The following is a 22,024-nucleotide window of genomic DNA, read 5'->3' as shown; positions in this document are numbered from 1 at the left end:
GACGAGCGGCACCACACGGCATTCCCACTCGGTTGGTGGGAAAGGGCCGCACTCTGGACCCGAGTGGGTCCAGATAATGATGGGTTATACATTCGATTACATGACCGTCACCGACTCCACGACCGGCGCAGCCCGACCGGGCACCCGTCCGCCGCGGACCGACCGCTCCAACGGCCAGTGGAAGGTCGACGGCCCCGCGCCGCTCAACGGCAACGAGACGTGGAAGCACGAGGACAACGGCCTCAATGTGCGCGAGCGCATCGAGCAGGTCTACTCGCGCGAGGGCTTCGACTCCATCCCGACCCAGGACCTGTCGGGCCGTTTCCGCTGGTGGGGGCTCTACACGCAGCGCCGTCCCGGCATCGACGGGGGCCGCACGGCACAGCTCAGCGACGACGAGCTGAGCGACCGCTACTTCATGCTCCGAGTCCGCAGCGACGGCCAGGCCCTGACGCCCGAGCGCCTCCGGGTCCTCGGCGGCATCTCCACCGACTTCGCCCGGGACACGGCCGACATCACCGACCGGCAGAACATCCAGTACCACTGGGTCGGCATCGAGGACGTGCCGGAGATCTGGCGGCGCCTCGAGACCGTCGGCCTGCAGACGACGGAGGCCTGCGGCGACACCCCGCGTGGCTTCCTCGGCAGCCCGGTCGCGGGGGTGGCGGCCGACGAGATCATCGACCCGACGCCCCTCATCGCGCGGATCACCGAGAAGTACCTCGGCGACCTGGACCTGTCCAACCTGCCGCGCAAGTTCAAGACCGCCATCACCGGTCACCCGAGCCTCGACGTCGTCCACGAGATCAACGACATCTCGCTCGTCGGCGTCGTCCACCCCGAACTCGGCCCCGGCTACGACCTGTGGGTCGGCGGCGGCCTCTCGACCTCGCCGCGCCTCGCCGAGCGCCTCGGCGTCTTCGTGTCCGAGGACGAGGCCGTGGACGTCTGGCACGGCGTCATCTCGATCTTCCGCGACTACGGCTACCGTCGCCTGCGCAACAAGGCCCGCCTGAAGTTCCTCCTCGCCGAGTGGGGCCCGGCGAAGTTCCGCGAGGTGCTCGAGACCGAGTACCTCGGACACCCGCTCCCCGACGGCCCGCCGCCCGCGCCCGCCACGGGCCCCGGCGACCACGTCGGCGTGCACCTGCAGAAGGACGGCAACTACTACGTCGGGGCGGCCCCGACGGTGGGACGGATCAGCGGCACCCTGCTGACCCGCCTCGGCGACCTCGTCGAGTCCTACGGCGCCAGCGCGGTCCGGCTCACGGCGCACCAGAAGCTCGTCGTCCTCGACGTGCCCGCCGACCGGGTCGACGACTTCGTGGCCGACCTCGAGGGCCTCGGCCTCACGGCCCGACCGAGCCCGTTCCGTCGCACGACGATGGCCTGCACCGGTATCGAGTACTGCAAGCTCGCCATCGTCGAGACCAAGCAGACCGCCACGGCGGCCATCGCCGAGCTGGAGACCCGGCTCGCAGACCTCGTCGAGGACGGCTCGCTCGACGCGCCGATCCTGCTCAACGTCAACGGCTGCCCCAACTCCTGCGCCCGCATCCAGACGGCCGACATCGGGCTCAAGGGCCAGATCATCACCGTCGACGGCGAGCAGCAGCCCGGCTACCAGGTCCACCTCGGTGGGGGTCTCGCGTCCTACGACCGGGACGAGGCCGGCCTCGGTCGCACGGTCCGCGGCCTCAAGGTCCCGGCCACGGAGCTGCCCGACTACGTCGAGCGGGTCGTGCGCTCCTACGTCGCCGAGCGCACCGACGGCGAGACGTTCGCGCAGTGGAGCCACCGAGCAGACGAAGGAGCCCTCCAGTGACCGCAGTCCCCCTCGCGACCCCCACCGTGCCGCGCAGGCGGCGCACCGAGGCCGAGCTCAAGGCCGTCGTCGACGACTTCAACGCCACCCTGGCCGCCGACCCCGAGCGCGAGCCGACCGCCGACGAGGTCGCTGCGTGGGCGGCGTTCCACTTCGACGGCACCCTCGCCGTGGCCTGCTCGATGGCCGATGCCGTTCTGCCGCATGTCGTCTCGCGGTTCGCACCGGGTGTCGACGTGCTCTTCCTCGACACCGGCTACCACTTCTCCGACACGATCGTGACCCGCGACATCGTGGCCGAGGACCTCCCGATCACCCTCGTCGACGTGCGTCCAGAGCTCACCGTCGCTGAGCAGGACGAGAAGTACGGCGCGCGCCTCTACGAGCGTGACCCGGCCCTCTGCTGCCAGATGCGCAAGGTCGAGCCGCTCGCGCGGACCCTGCCGCTCTACGAGGCGTGGGTGACGGGCGTGCGTCGCGAGGAAGGTCCCACCCGGGCCGACACCCCGCTCGTGACGTGGGACGCCAAGAACGGCCTCGTCAAGATCAACCCGCTCGCGGCCTGGACCTTCGACGAGCTCCTGGCGTATGCCGGTGAGCACCAGGTCGAGGTCAACTCCCTGCTCTCCGACGGCTACCCGTCGATCGGCTGCGAGCCGTGCACGCGCCGGGTCGAGCCCGGCGAGGACCCCCGAGCCGGCCGCTGGGCCGGCTTCGCCAAGACCGAGTGCGGACTCCACACATGACGACGACGACCGAGGACCGCGCGACGACCGTGTCGGCATACGACAGCACGGCGAGCGACCGGCGGCTCAGTCAGCTCGACGTGCTCGAGGCGGAGGCGATCCTCGTCATCCGCGAGATGGCCGGCGAGCTCGAGCGGCCGGCGCTGCTCTTCAGCGGCGGCAAGGACTCCGTCGTCATGCTGCACCTCGCGGCCAAGGCCTTCTGGCCGGCGCCGATCCCGTTCCCCGTGCTGCACGTCGACACCGGGCACAACTTCCCCGAGGTGCTCGCCTACCGCGACGAGACGGTCGAGCGGCTGGGGCTGCGCCTCGTCGTCGCGAGCGTGCAGGACTACATCGACGACGGCCGGCTGCGCGAGCGCGCCGACGGCACCCGCAACCCGCTCCAGACCGTGCCGCTGCTCGACGCCATCAACGACAACCGTTTCGACGGCGTCTTCGGCGGCGGCCGTCGCGACGAGGAGAAGGCGCGCGCCAAGGAGCGCATCGTCAGCCTCCGTGACGAGTTCGGCCAGTGGGACCCGAAGAACCAGCGCCCCGAGCTGTGGAACCTCTTCAACCCCCGGCACCGTCCCGGCGAGCACGTGCGCGTGTTCCCGATCAGCAACTGGACCGAGGTCGACATCTGGCGCTACATCGACCGTGAGGACATCCCGCTCGCACCGCTCTACTACGCCCACGAGCGCGAGGTCTTCCGGCGCGACGGCATGTGGCTCGCCGTCGGTCCCGTGAGCCAGCCGCGTGACGACGAGCCCGTCGAGACACGGCTCGTGCGCTACCGCACCGTCGGCGACATGTCGTGCACGGGGGCCGTCGAGTCCCCGGCCACCACCAACGCCGAGATCGTCGTCGAGGTGGCCGCCTCGACCCTGACCGAGCGCGGGGCCACGCGTGCCGACGACCGGATCTCCGAGGCCGCCATGGAGGACCGCAAGAAGGAGGGCTATTTCTGATGGTCGCCCCCACCACCACGCCCGTGCTCGACCCGGCCGCCGTCGCAGGCGCCGCCCGCGGCACGCTCCTCCGCCTGGCCACCGCGGGCTCCGTCGACGACGGCAAGTCGACGCTCGTCGGCCGGCTGCTCCACGACACGAAGTCGGTCCTCTCCGACCAGCTCGCCGCCGTCGAGCGCGTCAGCCGCGACCGGGGCCTGACCGCGGCCGACCTGGCACTGCTCACCGACGGCCTGCGCGCCGAGCGTGAGCAGGGCATCACGATCGACGTCGCCTACCGCTACTTCGCCACGGCCCGCCGCTCGTTCGTCCTCGCCGACTGCCCGGGCCACGTGCAGTACACCCGCAACACCGTCACGGGCAGCTCGACGGCCGACGTCGTCGTGCTCCTCGTCGACGCCCGCAAGGGGGTGCTCGAGCAGACCCGCCGGCACCTCGCGGTGACCGCGCTGCTCCGCGTCCCGCACGTCGTCGTCGCCGTCAACAAGATCGACCTCGTCGACTTCTCGCAGGAGGTCTACGACCGCGTCGAGGCCGAGGTGCAGGCCGTCGCGCGCGAGCTCGGTGTCGTCGACGCCATCGCGATCCCCGTCAGCGCGCTCGACGGCGACAACGTCGCGGAGCGCTCGGCACGGACGCCCTGGTATGCCGGTCCGAGCCTGCTCGAGCTGCTCGAGGCACTTCCTCCGTCGGACGACCCGGCAAACGAGTCCTTCCGCCTGCCGGTGCAGCTCGTCATCCGCCCGCAGGGTGCGGCCCGCGACGAGGCGCACCGCGACTACCGGGGGTATGCCGGCCAGGTCGCCTCCGGCGTCGTGCGCGTCGGTGACGACGTGGTGGCGCTCCCGTCCGGGAGGCGCACGACGGTCACCGGCATCGACCTCGGTGAGCGGTCGCTCGACGAGGCCTTCGCGCCCCAGTCGGTGACGCTGTGCCTGGCCGACGAGATCGACATCTCCCGGGGCGACGTCATCGCCGCGGCCGCGGATGCTCCCGAGCCGACGCAGGACATCAAGGCGGTCGTCTGCTGGCTGGGCGACGTGCCCCTGCGTCCCGGGCAGCGCCTGCTCCTCAAGCACGGCTCGCGCACGGTCCAGACCGCGGTCCGCACGCTCGACGGCGTGCTCGATCTCGACGACCTCCACGCGGTGCCGTCGGAAGCCTTGTCCCTCAACGACATCGGCCTCGTGACGCTGCGTCTGGCCGCGCCCGTCCCGGTCGAGAACTACTCGGTATCGCGCCGAGGCGGTTCGTTCCTGCTCATCGACGCCCATGACGGGCGCACCGTCGCGGCCGGGATGGTGGGCGCGACGCTCCCCACCGCGGCAGCGGCCCCCACCGAGCCCGAGGGTGACGAGGAATGGGAGATCTGAAGCCGGCGCTGCCGGTCGTCCTCGACCTGACCGGACGTCTCGTCGTCGCCGTCGGCGGGGGTCCCGTGTCCGCGCGCAGGGTCCGGGCCTTCCTCGACGAGGGAGCCGTCGTGCGGGTCATCTCGCCCTGGCTATGCGAGGACCTGCGCGAGCTGGCGCTGGCCGGCCGCATGGACTGGCTCCAGCGTGACTACGCCGGCCCCGGCGACCTCGAGGGCGCCTGGTTCGCCCACACCGCGACGGGCGAGCCGTCCGTCGACCGCGAGGTCGCCGCGGACGCCGAGGCCCTGCGCGTCTGGTGCGTCGACGCCACCGATGCCGCCGGCACCACCGCCAGCGTCGCGGCCCGCGCCGACGTGACCACTCCCGACGGCCGGGTCACCGTGGCTGCGTATGCCGCCGGCGACCCGGGCCTGGCCGTGACGGTCCGCGACGGGGTCGAGCGGGCCCTCGTGTCGGGCACCCTCGACCTGCGCCGCACCCGCACGCACGGGCGCCGTGGCTGGGTGGCGCTCGTCGGAGGCGGCCCGGGCATCGACGGCCTGCTCACGGCGCGCGGCCACGAGCTGCTCGCCTCGGCCGACGTCGTCGTGGTCGACCGGCTCGCACCCCGTGCCGTCGTCGACCGACTGCCCGCCTCGGTGCGGGTCATCGACGTCGGCAAGACGCCCGGCCACCACCCGGTCCCGCAGTCGCGGATCAACGACCTCCTCGTCGAGGAGGCGCAGCGGGGTCTGGGTGTCGTCCGGCTGAAGGGTGGTGACCCGTACGTGCTCGGCCGCGGAGGCGAGGAGCGCGACGCGTGCGAGGCACACGGCATACGCGTCGAGGTCGTGCCCGGCGTGACGAGTGCGGTCAGCGTGCCTGCGGCCGCAGGCATCCCGGTGACCCATCGCGGGGTCGCGCGCGGCTTCACGGTCGTCACCGGTCACGAGGACATCCCGGTGCTGCCCACCGGCGGCGACCACACGCTCGTGCTGCTCATGGGGGTGACCCAGCTCGCACGCACGACCGAGCTGCTGGCCCTCCACGGCCGGTCCGCGGACTGCCCCGTCGCCGTCGTGGAGCGCGGCTTCGCGCCCGACCAGCGCACCACCGTCGGCACGGTCGCGACGATCGCCGGGCTCGCTCGGGACCGGGGCGTGCGTGCCCCGGCCGTCGTGGTCGTCGGCGACGTCGTGCGACTCGGGCCCGACTGGCGCGCCGGCTGACCTACTGCCCGGAGCCGAGGGCCTGCAGGGCCTTCGACAGCCGTTCGCGGGCGTCGGTCGCGACGGTGGCGAGCGTCTCGTTGTCGGTGAGGCGCACCATGGCGTCGGGGTCGATGGCCTCGACGACCGTGTGCTGCGCGTCGACCGAGCGCACGACCACGTTGCACGGCAGGAAGACCCCGATCGACGGCTCGGCCTCGATCGCGGCGAGAGCCAGCGGCGGGCGGCAGGCGCCCAGGATCACCTGCGGCGCGATGTCGGCGCCGAGCTTGGCCTTGAGCGTGCCCGCGAGGTCGATCTCGGTGAGGATGCCGAAACCGACCTCGGCCAGCTGGGTGGGGGTGGCCTCGAGGGCCTGCGCGAAGCCGAGCTCGAGCGTCGTGCTGAGGCTGTGCGTCATGCTGGCTCCTCGAGTGCTGCTCGTCGGTCAGGCGTTCGCGTCGTCGTGCTGCTGGGCCGCGACCCTGCGGCGGACGTCGTCCATGTCGAGCTCACGGACGGCGGCGATGACCTGCTCGAGGCCGGCTGCCGGGAGGGCGCCCGGCTGGCTGAACACGAGGATGCCGTCGCGGAAGGCCATGAGGGTCGGGATCGAGGTGATGCGGGCGGCCGCGGCGAGCTGCTGCTCGGCCTCGGTGTCGACCTTGCCGAAGACGATGTCGGGGTGCTGCGTGGACGCGGCCTCGTAGACCGGTGCGAACATGCGGCACGGGCCGCACCAGGACGCCCAGAAGTCCACCAGGACGATCGGGCTCTCGGAGATCGTGGTGCCGAAGTCGGCGGCCGTGAGGGTCTGGGTTGCCATGGGGGCTCCTTCTCTGTCGTTCGATTCTATACCCACCGGGGTATGCAACGACAGGTGTGACGCCGATGTTCCCGGTTGGCCGACCCGGGCCGTGTCGGCTATCGTGATCGCAGACCGATACCCCCATGGGTATGAATGACGCATCGAGGAGAGACCACCATGTGCCGAGCCGCCACCTGCAGGAGCTGCGGCAAGACGACGTGGGCCGGCTGCGGCCAGCACGTCGACCAGGTCATGCGCAACGTGCCCTCGGGCCAGCGCTGCCCCGGTCACGCCCCGGCCGAGAAGGCCTCCGGCTCGGGTTCCGGCTTCTTCGGTCGCTTCCTCGGTCGCGGCTGACGCCTCCTCGGGCCTCAGGCGAGCGCTGCGACCTGCGCCTCGACGATCTCGGCGAGCTGCGGCCAGCGCACTGCCTCGGCGCGGCCGCCGAGGGCCGTCACGACGACGGTGTGCCCCGCCACGCACCAGACGGTGAGGGTGCGCGCGTGCTCGCCGTCCAGCACGAACGGCTGCTCGGCAGCCTCGACGTGGCTCGTGCCCGTCACCGCGGGCGGCGCCACCGTGCGCATCTCGCCGACGTCCGAGAGTCCCTTGCTCTTCGGCATCGTCCGCGGCAGGGACCGCAGCTCCGTCAGCGCCGTGCGCGCGTCCTCCGGTGACGCGAACGGGATGACCTGGATGAAGAGGTCGGCCCGTCCGACCTCCTGGTAGCCGCGCACGCTCGTGACCGAACGGATGGCGCGCGCCCGGGTGATGGCCTCGCTCGTGCTGCCGCTCGCCCCGGTGCGATACGTCCGTCCGCCCCGCGCGACCCATGGGCCGCCCGGCACGTCTGCCGCTGCCAGGCAGGCGTTGCGCGACCCGATCGACCTGACCTGCGCCAGCATGAGCCGTCCGATGTTCGTCACGCGGTCACGATATGCCGCGGCGGCCGCAACGTCCGGACGTCCGGGGTGGCGGTGCGGGAGGATGGCAGGGGTCGCGGCCCTGCGTTGACGCGGCTGAACGACCAGCCCGCCCGCACCGACCTGACGAGGACGACGATGCCCGAGACGCCCCACCCCGAGAGTGCCGCCCGCCTCCCGGAGACCGAGGCCCGGCGCCTCGACGACGCGGCGACCCGGCTCGTCGACGTGGCGACCCGCTCGCTCGACCCGGCGGGCGGCTTCGGCTGGCTCGACGACGCGGGCCGGCTGACCCCGGGTCGGCCGGCCGAGACGTGGGTGACGTGCCGGATGACGCACACGTTCGCGCTGGCCCACCTGCACGGTGACCCCCGGGCCGCTGACCTCGTCGACCACGGGGTGCAGGCGCTGCGCACGACGCTGCACGACGAGCGCCACGGTGGCTGGCTGTCCGTCGCCGGCAGGGCCGACGGCGGCAAGGAGGCCTATGCCCACGCCTTCGTCGTCCTGGCCGCCGCCTCCGCCACCGGGATGGGCCACCCCGACGGCCGGGCCCTGCTCGACGAGGCGCTCGGTGTCATGGTCGACCGTTTCTGGGACGAGGACGAGGGGCTCGTCGTCGACCAGTGGGACGCGTCATGGACCCGTCTCGACCCCTATCGCGGTGTGAACGCGAACATGCACACGGTCGAGTCCTTCCTCGCGGCGGCAGACGTGACGGGCGACCGGGTCTGGCTCGACCGGGCGACCCGCGTGCTGACCCGGGTCGTCGACGGCTTCGCGCGGTCGCACGACTGGCGGCTGCCGGAGCACTTCGACGAGCAGTGGAGTCCCCTGCTGGACCACAACGTCGACAACCCGGGTCACCCGTTCCAGCCCTACGGCGTGACCATTGGCCACCTCATCGAGTGGTCGCGCTTGTCGCTGCACGTCGCGACGGCGCTCGGCGACGAGTCCCCGTCCTGGATCCCGGGTGCCGCCCGCGACCTCTACGCCGCCGGCGTCCGGCGGGGGTGGGACGTCGACGGCGCTCCCGGCTTCGTCTACACGACCGACTTCGAGGACCGGCCCGTCGTGCGCGAGCGCATGCACTGGGTCGTCGCCGAGGCGATCGCCGCGGCGTGGACGCTGCACCGCGCGACGGGCGACACGGCATACGCCGACGACTACGAGCGGTGGTGGGCGTATGCCGTCCAGCACCTCGTCGACCCCGCCGACGGCTCGTGGCGCCACGAGCTCGACGTGCACAACCAGCCCTCGAGCCGCGTCTGGGCGGGCCGTCCCGACGTCTACCACGCCTACCAGGCCACGGTGCTGCCGTTGATGCCCGAGGCCGCGAGCTTCATCGGTGCCGCGCAGGGCGGCTGGTGACCGGCGCAGTCCCCGTCAGGTGACGGCGGCGAGCACCCGGTCGATGCGCGGCAGCGTGACCGGGTCGTCGGGGATCTCGAGGAACCAGCGGGCCAGCCGCTCGCGCTCGGAGTCGCTGCTCGCCCCCACCCAGCGCGAGCACGCGAGCTGACCGATGTGGGCCTGCTCGGCCACGAGCATGGTGAAGTGGCCGCGCCGGGTTACCCGTGCGGGCCCACCGGCGTCGCGGTATGCCGTGTGCAGCAGTCGCGCTCGCGACGGGTCGTCGTCGCCGAACTCGAAGAGCACCATCGCCAGCTCCTGGCTGGGGTCCGCCGGGCCGAGGTTCTCGAAGTCGATGACGCAGACCCTGCCGTCACGGGTCGCGAGCACGTTGTCGGCCCAGAGGTCGCGGTGGCAGACGATCGGGGCCTCGTGCGGCTCGATGACCGACTCGACGGCGACGAGCTGGTCGACGAGCGCGCCGAGCTGACCGGCGAAGGGGGCGCCCTCGTCGACGACGCGCCGGTGCACGTCGTGCCAGCGCTGCTCGCCGAGGCCGGTGGCGAACCAGTTGTCGACCGGCTTGTCCGTCGGGGTCCCGGCGCGGTGCAGCGCCGCGAGCGCCCGGCCGACCGCGACGGGGTCGAGCCGGCGCGAGCGGGGCTGCAGGTCGACCCACTCGAAGACCCGCACGGCGGTGCCGTCCACCGACGTGGCCACGTCACCCGAGGGGGTGCGGCGGATCGCCGGCGTGACGACGCCCTCCTCCCGCGCGGCGTCGACGAGGTCGGCGTCGCGGGACGCCTCCTCGAGGTCGGGCGTCGCGAACCACTCCTTGACGGCGTGGCTGCCCTCTCCGGTGTCGAGCCGCCACACCTGACCGAGCTGGCCCCGCGCGACAGGGCCGGTCAGGGTGGCCGACCCGCCCAGGCCGTAGGCGTCTGCGACCTCCTGCGCCGTCGCAGCCGTGAGCATCGGGTCCTCTCCGTCTCAGACGGTCCCGTTCACGGCAGCAGTCGCCAGACGGCGACGCCCACCGTGACGATCGCGAGGGCCAGTGAGCACCATCCGAGCGGCGAGCGTCCGGCGCGGCCACGACCGAGGAGCAGCAGCAGGGCGGCGAGCACCGACAGCACCGCGGCGACGACGGTCTCCTCCGCGCCCAGGTCGATGGTGCGGATGAGGATCGTGTCCGTGAGGCCGCTGCGGGTGAGGAAGCCCAGGATGCGGATCAGGAAGAAGAGCCACCACCCGACGGTGATCCAGAAGAGCGCGACGCCGATCTGGCCGAGCAGGGGGTCGACGCTCTCGTCGACGGCGCGTCCCGCCGGGCCGGGCGTGACGGGAGTCCCCGGCCAGACCGCCTGTCCGGCATACGGGTTCGGCGGAACGGGGAGCTCGCGGGTGGGCTCGAAGACCGGGATCGCCTGGGTGGGAGCGGCTGCGGGAGCAGTCGTCGGAGCAGACGTCGGGGCCGGCGGCAGGTTGGGCACCGGCACGGTGAACTGCTGGTCGGGTGTCGACCCGCTGGGCCCGCCCGCGGCGGGGGTGTCGCTCATGGCGCCAACGTACCTCGCCCCGGCACGTGCGATGTTGAGGCTGCCCCCACGAGGATTTTCCGAGAGGGTGTCGTATCGGGGCGCGATGGTTCGTGGAACCGGTGTGAGGCCGGACCGGCCTCGCCACAGGACCAGGAGGAGACGAGCATGACGGAGTACCTGATCACCTTCAACGACGAGTGGGTGCAGGAGCACACGGAGGACGAGATCAAGGCCAAGGCGGTGGCCGCCAGGACCGTGGTGGGCGAGATGCAGGAGCAGGGCGTCCTCGTCTTCACCAACGGCGGACTCGACCGGGACACCGCGATCTGCAGCGTCGTGGCAGAGGAGGGCAAGCCGGTCTTCACCGACGGGCCCTTCGTCGAGACGAAGGAGCATCTCGGCGGCTTCTGCGTCGTGGACGTCGCCGACGACGAGACCGCCCGCTACTGGGCCGGACGCCTCGCCGTGGCTCTCGACTGGCCGCAGGAGGTCCACCGGTTCCGCGGGGCCGGGCTGGGCCGCCCCGAAGCCTCCGTGAAGGCGTGAGCGCCATGGCGAGATACCTGCTGTCCGTCTTCGGACCCGCCGAGCCCACCGAGTTCGGCAGCTATCCGTCGCGCGAGGCGATGCTCGAGGCGTTCGCCGACACGGGCGCCTTCAACGACAGGCTGCAGAGCGAGGGCCGCCTTGTCTTCGCCGACGGCCTCGAGCCGGCGACGACCGCCACGACCGTGGACGGCCGGGGCGAGCGACCGACCTTCACCGACGGCCCCTACCTCGAGACGAAGGAGCACCTCGGGGGCTTCTGGGTCATCGAGGCGGCTGACCTCGACGAGGCCCTGGCGCTGGCTGCCGAGGGGTCCAAGGCGTGCCGTGGCACGGTCGAGGTGCGCCCGTTCCAGACCGCCGACTCCATCCGCGCCCTGACGGAGGGCTGAGCGGGACCGTGCTCCCCGCTGACGTCGACGAGGCGATCACCCGGGTCCACCACGAGGAGTGGGGCCGGGTGGTGGCCGGCCTCGCCCGCCGTTTCGGCGACCTCGACGTCGCCGAGGAAGCGGCCGCCGAGGCGTTCACCGTGGCCACCGAGCGCTGGCCACGTGACGGCATACCGCCCAATCCCGGCGGCTGGCTCACCACGACCGCGACGCGCAAGGCGATCGACCGGCTCCGCCGCGAGTCCCAGCGCGACGCCAAGCACCAGGCGGCCCTCATGGTCCACGACGACACCCCGGCGGAGCCGACCGGCCCGGTGGAGGACGACCGGCTGCGGCTCGTCTTCACCTGCTGCCACCCTGCGCTCGCGATGGAGGCCAGGGTGGCCCTGACGCTGCGCCTGCTCGGGGGGCTCACGGTCGCCGAGATCGCCCGCGCCTTCTTCGTGCAGGAGACGACGATGGCCCAGCGGATCACCCGGGCCAAGGCCAAGATCGCCGCGGCGCACATCCCCTACCGCGTCCCCTCGGCCGAGGACCTCCGCGAGCGGGTCACCGGCGTCCTCGCGGTCGTCTACCTCGTCTTCAACGAGGGTTACCTCGCCGGCGAGGGTGACGACGCCGTCCGCGTCGACCTCACGGACGAGGCGATCCGCCTCGGCCGTCTGCTCCGCCACCTGCTGCCGGACGACGGCGAGGTGACCGGGCTGCTCGCCCTGATGCTCCTGACCGACGCCCGGCGAGCGGCGCGGGTCTCCCGCACCGGTGAGCTGGTGACGCTCGACGAGCAGGACCGGAGCGCGTGGGACCCAGACCTGATCGCCGAGGGCCGGGCACTCGTCGACGAGCGGCTGCGGGTCGTCGCGGCGGGCGGCGAGCGGCCGGGGCGCTACCAGCTGCTGGCCGCGATCAACACGGTTCACACCGACGCGCCGACCGCCCGTGACACCGACTGGTCACGCATCGTCGCCCTCTACGACGCGATCGTCCGCCTCGACCCGTCGCCGGTCGTGCGCCTCAACCGGGCCGTCGCGCTCGCCGAGCTCGACGGACCACTGGTCGGCCTGGCCGAGGTCGACCGCCTGAGTGAACCCCTCGACGGCTACCACGCCTTCCACGTCGCCCGGGCGGAGCTGCTGCGCAGGCTCGGTCGCAGCGGCGAGGCCCGAACGGCCTACGACCGCGCCATCGGGCTGACGGGCAACCCGGCGGAACGGGCACACCTCACCCGCCGACGCGACCAGCTCGTCGGCGCAGGTCCTCCGAGAGGGCCACGATGATGCCCTGGGGCCCGCGGACGTAGCAGAGCCGGTAGACGTCCTCGTAGCGGACGACCTCCCCGACGAGCTCGCCGCCGTGGGCCAGCGCCGTCTCGACGGCGGCATCGACGTCGTCGACCTCGAACATGACGCTGCGCAGTCCCAGTGTGTTGCTCGGGGCCGGCTGGGGGCCTTCGCTGACCGCGGCCGGCGAGTGGAACTTCGTCAGCTCGAGCCGGCCATGACCGTCGCGGGTGCGCATCATCGCGATGTCGACGCGGAGGCCGTCGATGGCGTTGATGCGGTCGGCCCAGGCTCCCTCGATCGGCGTCTCGCCCTCGAGCTCGAGGCCGAGCGCGGTGAAGAAGGTCTTGGCCGCGTCGAGGTCGTCGACGACGACGCTGACGTGGTGCAGGCTCTGGATGCTCACGGTGCTTCTCCTTCGGTCGCGGGCTCTCGTGGCCGCTCGTGTCAGTGGGACGGAGCCGGCAGCGTGTTCTCGACATGGACCGGACATCGGGTCACGGTGCCGGTGGCTCGTGCTGCCCGGAGCCAGGGTCGAGGTGGGCGCGCCGGCCCTCCCGGTCGAGCACGACGATGATCTCGACGGGGCCCTCCGCGGCCGTGATCGCGTGCGGCACCATCGTCGAGAACTGCGCGGACTGGCCCTCCTCGACGAGCAGGATGCGCTCGCCGAGCTGCAGGCGGGCCGTGCCCGACAGGACCGTGAACCACTCGTGTCCCGGGTGCACGCCCGGCTGGGCCGTCCGCCGCCGGTCCGTGATCCGCATCTTGGCCACGACGAGGCCGTGGGGCTCGTCCTCGCGCGTGAGCAGCCACGTCGTGTGGCCGTGGGCGGCGTTGCGGCGCGGGTGGATCACGACGTCGTCGTCGCTCGCCAGCTCGACGAGCTGGTCGATGCTCGTGCCCAGCGCGCGGGCGATCGGGCTGAGCTGGTCGACGGCGATGCGGCGGTGCCCGGTCTCGATCCGGCTGAGCGTCGACGCGCTGAGGCCGCAGCGCGAGGCGAGGGCGTCGAGGGACCAGCCACGCGCGACGCGGAGCCCGCGGATGCGGGCGCGGATCACGGCGTCGAGATCAACATCTTGCGTCATCAGCAAGATCGTATGCCGTGTGCGCAACGCCGTCCTACCGTGGCTGTCATGACGCACTCCCATCACGCCGCCTCCGCCCACAGGGTGCACGGGCAGGCCACCGACGACAACAGCCACCGGCACGACGACGCAGGGTTCCCCGACGGGGGTGACGACCTGCTCGACCTCGACGGCGAGGTCCTGGCGGCGTACTGGGACGCAGCCCTCGACCGGGTGGCGGCCGCCGTCACCGAGGCTGCCGGGACCGGCACGCGGTCACCTGCTCGTGTCGTCGACCTCGGCGCCGGCACGGGCACGGGCGCCCTCGGGCTGGCGCGTCGGCTGCCGCAGGCCGAGGTCGTCGCGGTCGACGTGGCCGAACGGTCGCTGGCTCGCGTCGCGGCCAAGGCGCAGGCCGCCGGTGTCGCTGACCGGGTGCGCACGCTGGTGGCCGACCTCGACGACGGCTGTCCCGACCTCGGGCCGGTCGACCTCACGTGGGCCTCGATGTCGCTGCACCACCTCGCCGACCCGGTCCGCTCGCTGACCGAGCTCCGCGAGATCACCTCTCCCGGCGGGTACCTCGCGGTCTCGGAGTTCGACGAGCCGGTGCGCTTCCTGCCCGACTACCTCGGCGCCGGACGTCCCGGCTTCGAGGGGCGGCTGCTCGGGGCGCTGGAGTCCGTGCACGCAGAAGCCGTGCCCCACATCGGGTCGGCCTGGGCCGACCTGCTCGCGGACGCCGGGTGGACCGTCGTCGACCAGCACGACGTCGTCATCGACGAGCGCTCCCCCGAGCACCCCCTCGCGGGCCGCTACGCCCAGGAGTGGTTCACCCGGCTGGCCCACGGCCTCGAGGGCCGGCTCGACCCCGACGACGAGCGCACCCTCGCGGCGCTGCTCGACGACGACAGCCCGCACGGGCTGCTGCGGCGTGCGGACCTGCACCTGCACGGCATACGCACTCTCACCATCGCCCGCCGCTGACGGCCGGGTCAGCAGTCCGACCTGGCTGTGCTCTACGAGTCGAAGGAGGAGCCCGACCTCGACTTCGACGGTGCGACGGGCACGGCCAACTGTGTCGCGGACGCCTGGGAGTCGTGGCACCGGGAGGTGGAGCACGCCCGCGAGGTGCAGGCCCGCTACGCAGACCTGCTGCGCGAGTGCATCGACGGCCGCACCGGCCAGTGACCGGTCCCGCCGGGCGACTCCTTCGGGCCGCCTTCGGGCCGGCTTGGGCTCCCCAGCCGGCGCGGGTCGGTCAGCCGACGGGGTCGGCGAGTCGCCATCCCTCGGCGACGACCTCGTCGACCGCGGTGGTGGCTGCGGAGAGCCGCTCGTCGCGGCTGCCCCGAACCTCGATCCACGGCACGCCGCGAGCCGCGAGCTCCTCGCGGAGGCGTGCCTGCATCCACGCCCGCCCGTGCTCGCCGTCGTGCAGGCTGTCCTGCACGACGGGGATCTCGTCGCCGGTGAGGACGTAGAGCGCGGGCGCCGGACGCCCGTCGGCGAGGGCCCGCACGCTGGGTGACGGCCTCCCGACGTAGCGCTCGTGCCACAGTGCCGTCGCGAGGACGTCGGTGTCGCACACGAGCAGCGGTCGCGGCGCGGCGGCGGCTGCAGCGTCCTCGAGCGAGGCCTGCTCGTGCGCCACGAGGTCGAGCTCGGCGGTGTGCCACGGTGCGGTCAGCCCACCGGGGCGCCGCCCGGTCCACTCGCGCCAGAACTCGGGCACGACGGTCGTCGCGTAGTGCGCGCCGAGCGCGTCGGCCAGCGTCGTCGTCCCCGTCGACTCGGCGCCGAGGACGACGACCCGCTTGGTGAACCACGCCCGCACGGGTGTCGGCAGCGCCCACCACGAGCCGGCCACGTCGGCGCGGACCGCCGTCCCGGAGATCGGGGTCGACGCGCGGCCGGGGTCGACCTGCACCCACGTCGCCCCGAGGCGCCGCGCCATCTCCTCGCCGTAGGCGTCGCTCGTGAAGACGGCGTCGACCGGGCCGTCGAGGTGCGACTCGATGACCTTCATGTGCAGGTCCCAGACCTCCGGCGAGTCGAAGTCGACCTCGTGGTCGTCCGGCGCCGCGACGACGCGTGCCGTCGGGTGCTCGGCCTGCACCCAGCCGACGCGGACGTCGACCGGGATCGACTCGACGACGTGCGCCATGACCTCGACCGTGACCCGGTCGCACGAGCTCGTCGCGGCCCGCACGAGCGCCTGGTGTCCGGCGTGGAAGGGGTAGAACTTGCCGATGACGAGCCCGTGCCGGTGACGTGCCGCGCTCATCGCGCGCTCCGGAGGAGGTCCCACACGCTGCGGCGCACCCCGGGGGTCGCGCCCACGGCCCCCCTTGCGGGGCCGGCAGGCTCGGTCCAGTCCATGACGCGCAACGTAACAGCGTCAGGGCAGTGCGGAGGTCGGGCGGTCACGAGCACCAGGCGGGGAAGCCGGGAGCGAGCTCGTGACCGCCCGACGTTCGGGCGACCGGTCGTTCAGGCGAAGGCGACGTAGGCGATCGGGTTGGACGTCGGCTGGTCCGAGCCACCGGCGGGCTCGACGGTGATGCCCGCACCCTTGGAGTGGCTGGCGTCGCCGCTCAGCACGACCACCTGGTCACCGCCACCCGGCATCAGGCCCGCAGAGGTCATGTGACCTGTCGCGTCCTGGAGCCAGAGCTGGAACACCTTCCCCGCCGGGGGCTGCGACATCCCCGAGGTGACGATGACGGCCTTGTGGAGCGAGTTCGACCGCACGATCGTGGCGGTGGCGCCGCCGGCGAGCCGCTGGCCGTAGCGGGTGGCGTCGGGTGCCGCGAGCACCTGGTCGGCAAGGGCCTGTTGCGGGTCCTTGTCGATCTGGCGCCACACGGTGAAGCCGCCGATGGCGAGGACTGCGACCGTGGCGGCCGCGACGACGACACGCCAGCCGCGGGCGAGCCCACGGGCGGACCGGGACCGACGACGCTCGGTGAGGTCGTCGGCCTGCTCGACCCGGGTCCCGGTGGCACTCGTGGCGGCCGGAGCCTGGACCGGCGCCGCCGGGGTGGAGGTGACGTCCTCGTCGGTGGGGCCGTGATGCGGGGCCGCGAGCGGAGGAAGGGGACGGACCGTCGAGATCTCGGCGAGCACCTTGGCCCGCAGCGAGGCGGGCGGGGTGACCTCGGTCAGCACCGACAGCTCTGACGCGGCGGCGACGAGGCTCTCGACCTCGGCACGACAGGCGGAGCAGCCGGCCAGGTGGCTTTCGAACCGAGCCCGCTCGACCTCGTCGAGGGCGTCGACGGCATACGCGCCGGACAGGGCGTGGATGTCCTCGTTCACAGGGTCACCCCCAACGTGTCTCGTAGTCTGATGAGTCCATCACGGATGCGTGTCTTGGCGGTCCCGAGTGGCAGGTCGAGCATGGTCGCCACCTCCGTGTGCGTGTATCCCGAGAGGTAGGCCAGCTCCAGAGCCTGCCGTTGGACCGGGGTGAGCGTCTCCAACGCCCGATGAACCCGCTCCGCATCGAGCCGTTCGACGACGGCCTCCGCAGTCGAGTCGTGGGTGACGTCCTGGTTGCTGGCGCCGTAACCCTCGTCGCGGTTGCGAGCCGCCTCCGCCGACCGGACCCGGTCGACGGCCTTGCGGTGGGCGATCGTGAGCATCCACGACATCGCCGCACCCTTGCTCGGGTCGAAGCGGGCGCTGTGCCGCCAGATCTCGAGGAAGACCTCCTGGGTCACCTCCTCGGACTGGGCGGGGTCGCGCACGACCCGCCGGACGAGACCGAAGAGCCGGGGCGAGACCGCGTCGTAGAGCTCTGCGAACGCGGTCTCGTCGCCGGTCGCCGCTCTGCGGAGCAGCTGCTCCACTGGGACTGGGCGGGTGGGCCCCTTCGGCGACTCATCGCCGGAGGGGACCACCGAGAACCGTGACATGGGGTCCATTGTGTCGCCCGTCGTCGTGTTCTGCGTCAGCCTGGTCGACGGACGATCAGGGCATCAGCACGCCGTCGATGATGTACACCGTGGCGTTGGCCGTCGGGACGTTGCCACAGATCACCTTGGCGTCGGCCTTGCCGACGGTGAAGTTCTCACCGGAGCCCTTGACCGTGATCGTCGTGCCGGCGAGGGTCTTGTGGTCGCCCGCGAGCTGGTCCGGCGACAGTTTGCCGGCCACGACGTGGTTCGTGAGGATCTTGGTGAGGGTCGGCTTGTCGGCGAGGACCTTCTTGAGGTCGGCCGCCGGGATCTTGGCGAACGCGTCGTTGACGGGCGCGAAGACGGTGATCTCGGGAGCCGAGTTCAGGGTGTCGACGAGGCCGGCCTGCTTGACAGCCGTGACGAGGGTCGAGAGCAGCGGGTTGTTGCTCGCGGCGGTCGCCACCGGGTCGGTGGCCATGCCGTTGAACGAGCCCTTGCCGTCCTTCGGCACGGCCGCGCAGCCCTCGCCGAAGACGGCGGCGGTCGCGTCCATCGACTCGGAGGACGTCATCGTGTCGGACGGGGTGCTCGACATCGTGTCGGCGGGGGTGCTGGCGGCAGGCGTGTTGCCGGCTGCCGGCGTTGCGGCGTCGCTCGAGCTGCTGCAGGCCGCGAGGCTCAGGGGCAGGGCGATGGCGAGGGCGACGAGGCTGGTACGGGTCTTCATGCTCTTCATTTCAGTCACTCCTTGGTGTGGCTGTTGGTGCACGGTCATCTGGGATTCGGTGCCGCTGTGGCTCCGGATTGCTTGTCGGACAAGTTTTTTCGCGGGTATGCCGGGTGGTCGCGTTCACGCGACGGTCACCACCACCTCCTGGATGCCGCTCGACCCGCTGGGGAACGGCGTGGCACGTTCGGTGATCTGCGCCCGACCCTCGAGGTCGGTCGCGCGCACGGAGATCCGGTGCAGGCCCGGCTTGGCGTCCCACGGGAGGTACCACTGTCGCCAGTAGTCGACGCCGACGTCGGGGCCGAGCTTGCCCTGCTGCCAAGGGCCGTCGTCGATCTTGACCTCGACCTTGCCGACGCCGCGGTGCTGGGCCCAGGCGACGCCGCCGATTGCGGTCGTGCCGGCCTTGATCGTCGAGAGCGGCGCGGGGGTGTCGATGCGGGCGCTCGTCTTGATGGGGGCGTCCGTCGCCCACTGCCGCTTCGTCCAGTACGACTGGTCGGCGGCATACGTCGTCAGGGTCAGCTTGGTCAGCCACTTCGTGGCGCCGACGAAGCCGTAGAGGCCTGGCGTGATGAGCCGGGCAGGGAAGCCGTGGGTGTCGCTGAGCTGGGCCCCGTTCATCCCGATGGCGATCATCGCGTCGCGTCCGTCGCGGACGACCCCGAGGGGGGTGCTGATGGTGAAGCCGTCGACTGCGGTGCTGAGCACCTGGTCGGGGCTGCCCTTGGTCCCGGCCCGGTCGAGCACGTCGGTGAGGCGGACGCCGAGCCAGCGGGCGGCGCCGATGTAGCCGCCGCCGACCTCGTTGGAGACGCAGGTCATCGTGATGTCGCGCTCGATGAGCGGCATCGCCGCGAGCTCGGCGAAGGTCATCGTGAAGGGCTTCTCGACCATGCCGTCGACCTCGAGGGTCCAGCTGTCGACGTCGACCTTGGGCACGACCAGGTTGGTGTCGACGCGGTAGAACTTCTCGGTCGGGGTGCGCAGCGGGGAGATGCCGGCAACGGTGGTCTCGAGGCCCTTGGGCAGTGCCTTCGCTGCCTCCATGGCCTGGGGCAGCACGATCTTCTTGACCGACTGCGCGCCGCTGCGCAGCTGACCCCCGACGGCGGCGAGCACCGAGAGCGCGGTGACTCCGAGCGCACCGCCGATGAAGCGACGTCGGCCAGTCGCCGCGACGGTGGTCGGGCTCGTGGTCGGGCTGGCGGTCGGGCTCGTGCCCGGCTCGGCGCCGCTCCGAGGACCGGTGTCGGCGCTCGCTGACGCGCCGGCCAGCCGTGCGAGCCACACGAGAGTCGCCACACCGACCGCCATCGCGGCCAGCGCGGGCAGCACGTCGAGTGGGCGGGCGGCAGGGCGCAGCAGTGCAGCCGCGCCGGCCAGGCCGGTCAGCAGCACGATGAGACCGACGGCAAACGGCATACGGCGGCGGGCGAGCAGGCCTGCCACGGCGGCAAGGACGAGCGTCACGACGAGGACCGACCCCTGCAGGATCAGCTTGTCGTTGGTCCCGAAGGTCGCGATCGCCCATTCCTTGACGGGCGTGGGCGTCAGGTCGATCACCGTCGACCCGATGGCGAGCACCGGAGACGATGCAGGAGCGAGGAAACCTGCGACGAGGTGGCCGGCGGCGATCCCGGCAACCGCGGCGAGGATCCCGCTGAGGGCAAGTCGTAGGCGCGTCATGCATCGTGGTTCGGGGCGGGCGGCCCCCACGGATTGTCCGACCTCATCGCCCGGGGCCCGGGAAGAGCGCCAGCACCACGGTTGTTGACCGCACGTGAAGAACATCGGATTCCTCTCGTTCGGGCACTGGAACCCCTCCCCGCACTCCGGGACGCAGTCGGCGGCCGACGCCCTGCTCCAGTCCATCGACCTCGCGCTCGCCGCCGAGGAGCTCGGCGCGGACGGCGCCTACTTCCGGGTGCACCACTTCGCCCGGCAGCTGGCGTCGCCGTTCCCGCTGCTGGCCGCGGTCGGCGCTCGCACGAGCCGCATCGAGATCGGCACCGGCGTCATCGACATGCGTTACGAGAACCCGCTCTACATGGCCGAGGACGCGGGCGCCGCAGACCTCATCTCCGGCGGCCGGCTCCAGCTCGGCATAAGCCGTGGGTCACCCGAGCAGGTCGTCGACGGCTTCCGCTACTTCGGCTACGAGCCGACCGACGGCGACCACGCCGCGATGGCCCGGCAGCACACCGAGGTCTTCCTCGAGGTCCTGTCCGGCAAGGGTTTCGCCGAGCCGAACCCGCGGCCGATGTTCCCCAACCCGCCCGGCCTGCTGCGCGTCGAGCCGCACTCGCCCGGTCTGCGCGACCGCATCTGGTGGGGCGCCGGCAGCCGCGCCACCGCCGAGTGGACGGCCGAGCAGGGGATGAACCTCATGAGCTCGACCCTCCTCACGGAGGACACGGGCGTGCCCTTCCACCGCCTGCAGGCCGAGCAGATCCAGCGCTTCCGGGACGCGTGGACGGCGGCCGGCCACGAGCGTGAGCCGCGAGTCTCCGTCAGCCGCAGCGTCTTTCCCATCGTCAGCGACGTCGACCGCGCCTACTTCGGCCGCGAGTCGGCGAGCCAGGACCAGGTCGGCATCATCGACGGCGGCACGGCGCGCTTCGGCAAGACGTATGCCGGCGAGCCCGACCAGCTCGTGCGTGACCTCGCGGAGGACGAGGCGGTCGCGGCCGCCGACACCCTGCTCATCACCGTGCCCAACCAGCTCGGGGTCGACTACAGCGCGCACGTCATCGAGAGCCTCCTGACGCACGTGGCGCCCGAGCTCGGCTGGCGCTGACGGCGGTCCCGCAGGACGCACCACGTCCGTGCGGCGTGGGGTGACCACGCACACGGTCCGCCCCCGCGCGGCACTTCGTGTGTCGCGAGGGACCGCGCGGGGTCCTCAGCCGCGGGCGAGCAGCCGGCGCAGGGTCGAACCGTAGGCGGCCCGGGCGATCCTCGACACGACGGGGTCGAGGATCGCCGGCACACCCCGGACGCCGATGTGCTGCCGCCACCGGACGCTCGACCCGGCCTCCGTCGGTGTCACGACGAGTTCGATGAAGCCCCGAACCACCCTGCCCTCCTTGCGGATCCGCGCACTGCCGGCCGTCGTCCCGATGGGCGGCACGATGCTGTCGACGACCATGACGTCGTCGAAGCCGACCGGGCCGAGGCTGGTGCGGGCGACGAAGCGTGACCCGTCGACGAGGTCGTCCGCGACCATCGCGTCCCCGGTGACGGTCGTGAGCGGGATGACGGCCGTGTGCGCGCGCAGGTCGAGGATGCGCCTCCACGCCTCGGGTGCGGGCAGGGACGGGTCGAGGTGCACCTCGAAGTCGGCCATGACCACAGTCTGTCGGGCCCGGGCCTCCGTGACACCTGTC

26 protein-coding genes are annotated in these 22,024 nt (G+C 72.3%); 13 read left to right on the top strand and 13 right to left on the bottom strand.

The window, feature by feature from the left end; translation table 11 throughout:
- Window positions 1–100 precede the first annotated feature (100 nt).
- From ABD831_RS20810 to cobA, 5 genes are read left to right on the top strand one after another with little or no spacing between them, the layout of a single operon-like run.
- Window positions 101–1,825, top strand: coding sequence for a nitrite/sulfite reductase (locus ABD831_RS20810; protein ID WP_142175109.1), 1,725 nt, complete (start codon window positions 101–103; stop codon window positions 1,823–1,825).
- Window positions 1,822–2,571, top strand: a complete 750-nt coding sequence (locus ABD831_RS20805; protein ID WP_344951484.1) for a phosphoadenylyl-sulfate reductase — start codon at window positions 1,822–1,824, stop codon at window positions 2,569–2,571. The genes ABD831_RS20810 and ABD831_RS20805 overlap by 4 nt, the downstream gene beginning before the upstream one ends.
- Window positions 2,568–3,524, top strand: a complete 957-nt coding sequence (cysD, locus tag ABD831_RS20800; protein WP_344951481.1) for a sulfate adenylyltransferase subunit CysD — start codon at window positions 2,568–2,570, stop codon at window positions 3,522–3,524. Before ABD831_RS20805 ends, cysD begins: the two co-directional genes overlap by 4 nt.
- Window positions 3,524–4,897: a sulfate adenylyltransferase subunit 1 gene (locus tag ABD831_RS20795; RefSeq protein ID WP_344951478.1), complete on the top strand. Its 1,374-nt coding sequence runs from the start codon at window positions 3,524–3,526 to the stop codon at window positions 4,895–4,897. Before cysD ends, ABD831_RS20795 begins: the two co-directional genes overlap by 1 nt.
- Window positions 4,885–6,108 carry a uroporphyrinogen-III C-methyltransferase gene (gene cobA, locus ABD831_RS20790; protein ID WP_344951475.1) on the top strand — a complete coding sequence of 408 codons (1,224 nt, stop codon included), beginning with the start codon at window positions 4,885–4,887 and terminating at the stop codon, window positions 6,106–6,108. Before ABD831_RS20795 ends, cobA begins: the two co-directional genes overlap by 13 nt.
- 1 nt (window position 6,109) lies before the next feature.
- On the opposite strand, the gene ABD831_RS20785 is transcribed toward cobA, so the two are convergent.
- Window positions 6,110–6,508: a DUF302 domain-containing protein gene (locus tag ABD831_RS20785; protein ID WP_344951469.1), complete on the bottom strand. Its 399-nt coding sequence runs from the start codon at window positions 6,506–6,508 to the stop codon at window positions 6,110–6,112.
- Between the two features lie 27 nt (window positions 6,509–6,535).
- Complete coding sequence (trxA, locus tag ABD831_RS20780) at window positions 6,536–6,913, bottom strand: thioredoxin (protein ID WP_344951466.1); 378 nt, start codon at window positions 6,911–6,913, stop codon at window positions 6,536–6,538.
- Between the two features lie 159 nt (window positions 6,914–7,072).
- On the opposite strand from trxA, the gene ABD831_RS20775 reads away from it, so the two are divergent.
- Window positions 7,073–7,252 carry a hypothetical protein gene (locus ABD831_RS20775; protein WP_344951463.1) on the top strand — a complete coding sequence of 60 codons (180 nt, stop codon included), beginning with the start codon at window positions 7,073–7,075 and terminating at the stop codon, window positions 7,250–7,252.
- Between the two features lie 14 nt (window positions 7,253–7,266).
- On the opposite strand, the gene ABD831_RS20770 is transcribed toward ABD831_RS20775, so the two are convergent.
- Window positions 7,267–7,821 carry a hypothetical protein gene (locus ABD831_RS20770; protein WP_344951460.1) on the bottom strand — a complete coding sequence of 185 codons (555 nt, stop codon included), beginning with the start codon at window positions 7,819–7,821 and terminating at the stop codon, window positions 7,267–7,269.
- A 135-nt stretch (window positions 7,822–7,956) separates the two neighbouring features.
- Here ABD831_RS20770 and ABD831_RS20765 point away from each other — a divergent pair, with 135 nt between their 5' ends.
- Window positions 7,957–9,189 carry an AGE family epimerase/isomerase gene (locus ABD831_RS20765; RefSeq protein WP_344951458.1) on the top strand — a complete coding sequence of 411 codons (1,233 nt, stop codon included), beginning with the start codon at window positions 7,957–7,959 and terminating at the stop codon, window positions 9,187–9,189.
- Window positions 9,190–9,204: 15 nt separating this feature from the next.
- Here ABD831_RS20765 and ABD831_RS20760 read toward each other — a convergent pair whose 3' ends face one another.
- Together ABD831_RS20760 and ABD831_RS20755 are read right to left on the bottom strand one after the other, a co-directional pair.
- A complete protein-coding gene (locus ABD831_RS20760) occupies window positions 9,205–10,146 on the bottom strand; it encodes a phosphotransferase enzyme family protein (RefSeq protein ID WP_344951457.1) in 942 nt (313 codons plus the stop codon).
- Between the two features lie 29 nt (window positions 10,147–10,175).
- Complete coding sequence (locus ABD831_RS20755; protein ID WP_344951455.1) at window positions 10,176–10,730, bottom strand: hypothetical protein; 555 nt, start codon at window positions 10,728–10,730, stop codon at window positions 10,176–10,178.
- Window positions 10,731–10,877: 147 nt separating this feature from the next.
- Here ABD831_RS20755 and ABD831_RS20750 point away from each other — a divergent pair, with 147 nt between their 5' ends.
- The 3 genes from ABD831_RS20750 to ABD831_RS20740 are packed head-to-tail and all read left to right on the top strand — an operon-like array spanning window position 10,878 to window position 12,927.
- Window positions 10,878–11,258 carry a YciI family protein gene (locus ABD831_RS20750; RefSeq protein WP_344951452.1) on the top strand — a complete coding sequence of 127 codons (381 nt, stop codon included), beginning with the start codon at window positions 10,878–10,880 and terminating at the stop codon, window positions 11,256–11,258.
- Window positions 11,259–11,263: 5 nt separating this feature from the next.
- The gene (locus tag ABD831_RS20745; protein ID WP_425582863.1) at window positions 11,264–11,650 is read left to right on the top strand and encodes a YciI family protein; all 387 of its coding nucleotides are present in this window, start codon (window positions 11,264–11,266) and stop codon (window positions 11,648–11,650) included.
- 8 nt (window positions 11,651–11,658) lie between these two features.
- Entirely contained in the window at window positions 11,659–12,927 is a 1,269-nt protein-coding gene (locus ABD831_RS20740) for an RNA polymerase sigma factor (RefSeq protein ID WP_344951449.1), read from the top strand.
- Here the strand turns inward: ABD831_RS20740 and ABD831_RS20735 are convergent.
- On the bottom strand, window positions 12,872–13,336 hold the full coding sequence (locus ABD831_RS20735) for a VOC family protein (protein WP_344951447.1): 465 nt from the start codon (window positions 13,334–13,336) through the stop codon (window positions 12,872–12,874). The two genes, ABD831_RS20740 and ABD831_RS20735, sit on opposite strands and share 56 nt — an antisense overlap.
- Window positions 13,337–13,427: 91 nt before the next feature.
- The gene (locus ABD831_RS20730; RefSeq protein ID WP_344951445.1) at window positions 13,428–14,021 is read right to left on the bottom strand and encodes a helix-turn-helix domain-containing protein; all 594 of its coding nucleotides are present in this window, start codon (window positions 14,019–14,021) and stop codon (window positions 13,428–13,430) included.
- Window positions 14,022–14,069: 48 nt separating this feature from the next.
- On the opposite strand from ABD831_RS20730, the gene ABD831_RS20725 reads away from it, so the two are divergent.
- Both ABD831_RS20725 and ABD831_RS20720 read left to right on the top strand, forming a co-directional pair.
- Window positions 14,070–14,987, top strand: a complete 918-nt coding sequence (locus tag ABD831_RS20725; protein ID WP_344951443.1) for a class I SAM-dependent methyltransferase — start codon at window positions 14,070–14,072, stop codon at window positions 14,985–14,987.
- A gap of 27 nt (window positions 14,988–15,014) precedes the next feature.
- Entirely contained in the window at window positions 15,015–15,191 is a 177-nt protein-coding gene (locus ABD831_RS20720; protein ID WP_344951440.1) for a hypothetical protein, read from the top strand.
- 70 nt (window positions 15,192–15,261) lie between these two features.
- Here ABD831_RS20720 and ABD831_RS20715 read toward each other — a convergent pair whose 3' ends face one another.
- The 5 genes from ABD831_RS20715 to ABD831_RS20695 form a co-directional block, all read right to left on the bottom strand.
- Complete coding sequence (locus tag ABD831_RS20715; protein ID WP_344951438.1) at window positions 15,262–16,287, bottom strand: AAA family ATPase; 1,026 nt, start codon at window positions 16,285–16,287, stop codon at window positions 15,262–15,264.
- Window positions 16,288–16,493: 206 nt separating this feature from the next.
- On the bottom strand, window positions 16,494–17,321 hold the full coding sequence (locus ABD831_RS20710; protein WP_344951436.1) for an anti-sigma factor: 828 nt from the start codon (window positions 17,319–17,321) through the stop codon (window positions 16,494–16,496).
- Complete coding sequence (sigK, locus tag ABD831_RS20705; RefSeq protein ID WP_344951434.1) at window positions 17,318–17,929, bottom strand: ECF RNA polymerase sigma factor SigK; 612 nt, start codon at window positions 17,927–17,929, stop codon at window positions 17,318–17,320. The genes ABD831_RS20710 and sigK overlap by 4 nt, the downstream gene beginning before the upstream one ends.
- A 46-nt stretch (window positions 17,930–17,975) precedes the next feature.
- Window positions 17,976–18,641 (bottom strand): fasciclin domain-containing protein, encoded by a 666-nt coding sequence (locus ABD831_RS20700; protein WP_344951432.1) that lies wholly within the window; start codon window positions 18,639–18,641, stop codon window positions 17,976–17,978.
- Between the two features lie 114 nt (window positions 18,642–18,755).
- Window positions 18,756–20,324, bottom strand: a complete 1,569-nt coding sequence (locus ABD831_RS20695) for a molybdopterin-dependent oxidoreductase (RefSeq protein ID WP_344951429.1) — start codon at window positions 20,322–20,324, stop codon at window positions 18,756–18,758.
- Window positions 20,325–20,418: 94 nt separating this feature from the next.
- Here ABD831_RS20695 and ABD831_RS20690 point away from each other — a divergent pair, with 94 nt between their 5' ends.
- A complete protein-coding gene (locus ABD831_RS20690) occupies window positions 20,419–21,435 on the top strand; it encodes an LLM class flavin-dependent oxidoreductase (protein WP_344951426.1) in 1,017 nt (338 codons plus the stop codon).
- Window positions 21,436–21,540: 105 nt separating this feature from the next.
- Here the strand turns inward: ABD831_RS20690 and ABD831_RS20685 are convergent, their stop codons facing one another.
- Window positions 21,541–21,984, bottom strand: coding sequence for a hypothetical protein (locus ABD831_RS20685; protein WP_344951423.1), 444 nt, complete (start codon window positions 21,982–21,984; stop codon window positions 21,541–21,543).
- Between the last annotated feature and the right edge of the window lie 40 nt (window positions 21,985–22,024).

It is taken from the genome of Terrabacter ginsenosidimutans (genome assembly GCF_039539425.1).
GTDB lineage: Bacteria > Actinomycetota > Actinomycetes > Actinomycetales > Dermatophilaceae > Terrabacter > Terrabacter ginsenosidimutans.
The sequence above is the reverse complement of the archived record's forward strand: the minus strand, read 5'-3'. Positions and strand labels throughout refer to the sequence as shown.

Excerpts from the sequence above, each read along its gene's own strand:
- ABD831_RS20765 (WP_344951458.1), top strand. The coding sequence starts at position 7,957 with ATGCCCGAGACGCCCCACCCCGAGAGTGCCGCCCGCCTCCCGGAGACC.
- ABD831_RS20785 (WP_344951469.1), bottom strand. The coding sequence starts at position 6,508 with ATGACGCACAGCCTCAGCACGACGCTCGAGCTCGGCTTCGCGCAGGCC.
- ABD831_RS20760 (WP_344951457.1), bottom strand. The coding sequence starts at position 10,146 with ATGCTCACGGCTGCGACGGCGCAGGAGGTCGCAGACGCCTACGGCCTG.
- ABD831_RS20695 (WP_344951429.1), bottom strand. The coding sequence starts at position 20,324 with ATGACGCGCCTACGACTTGCCCTCAGCGGGATCCTCGCCGCGGTTGCC.
- ABD831_RS20700 (WP_344951432.1), bottom strand. The coding sequence starts at position 18,641 with ATGAAGAGCATGAAGACCCGTACCAGCCTCGTCGCCCTCGCCATCGCC.
- ABD831_RS20725 (WP_344951443.1), top strand. The coding sequence starts at position 14,070 with ATGACGCACTCCCATCACGCCGCCTCCGCCCACAGGGTGCACGGGCAG.
- cysD (WP_344951481.1), top strand. The coding sequence starts at position 2,568 with ATGACGACGACGACCGAGGACCGCGCGACGACCGTGTCGGCATACGAC.
- ABD831_RS20795 (WP_344951478.1), top strand. The coding sequence starts at position 3,524 with ATGGTCGCCCCCACCACCACGCCCGTGCTCGACCCGGCCGCCGTCGCA.
- ABD831_RS20810 (WP_142175109.1), top strand. The coding sequence starts at position 101 with ATGACCGTCACCGACTCCACGACCGGCGCAGCCCGACCGGGCACCCGT.
- cobA (WP_344951475.1), top strand. The coding sequence starts at position 4,885 with ATGGGAGATCTGAAGCCGGCGCTGCCGGTCGTCCTCGACCTGACCGGA.
- sigK (WP_344951434.1), bottom strand. The coding sequence starts at position 17,929 with ATGGACCCCATGTCACGGTTCTCGGTGGTCCCCTCCGGCGATGAGTCG.
- ABD831_RS20775 (WP_344951463.1), top strand. The coding sequence starts at position 7,073 with ATGTGCCGAGCCGCCACCTGCAGGAGCTGCGGCAAGACGACGTGGGCC.
- ABD831_RS20745 (WP_425582863.1), top strand. The coding sequence starts at position 11,264 with ATGGCGAGATACCTGCTGTCCGTCTTCGGACCCGCCGAGCCCACCGAG.
- ABD831_RS20685 (WP_344951423.1), bottom strand. The coding sequence starts at position 21,984 with ATGGCCGACTTCGAGGTGCACCTCGACCCGTCCCTGCCCGCACCCGAG.
- trxA (WP_344951466.1), bottom strand. The coding sequence starts at position 6,913 with ATGGCAACCCAGACCCTCACGGCCGCCGACTTCGGCACCACGATCTCC.
- ABD831_RS20755 (WP_344951455.1), bottom strand. The coding sequence starts at position 10,730 with ATGAGCGACACCCCCGCCGCGGGCGGGCCCAGCGGGTCGACACCCGAC.
- ABD831_RS20715 (WP_344951438.1), bottom strand. The coding sequence starts at position 16,287 with ATGAGCGCGGCACGTCACCGGCACGGGCTCGTCATCGGCAAGTTCTAC.
- ABD831_RS20750 (WP_344951452.1), top strand. The coding sequence starts at position 10,878 with ATGACGGAGTACCTGATCACCTTCAACGACGAGTGGGTGCAGGAGCAC.
- ABD831_RS20730 (WP_344951445.1), bottom strand. The coding sequence starts at position 14,021 with ATGACGCAAGATGTTGATCTCGACGCCGTGATCCGCGCCCGCATCCGC.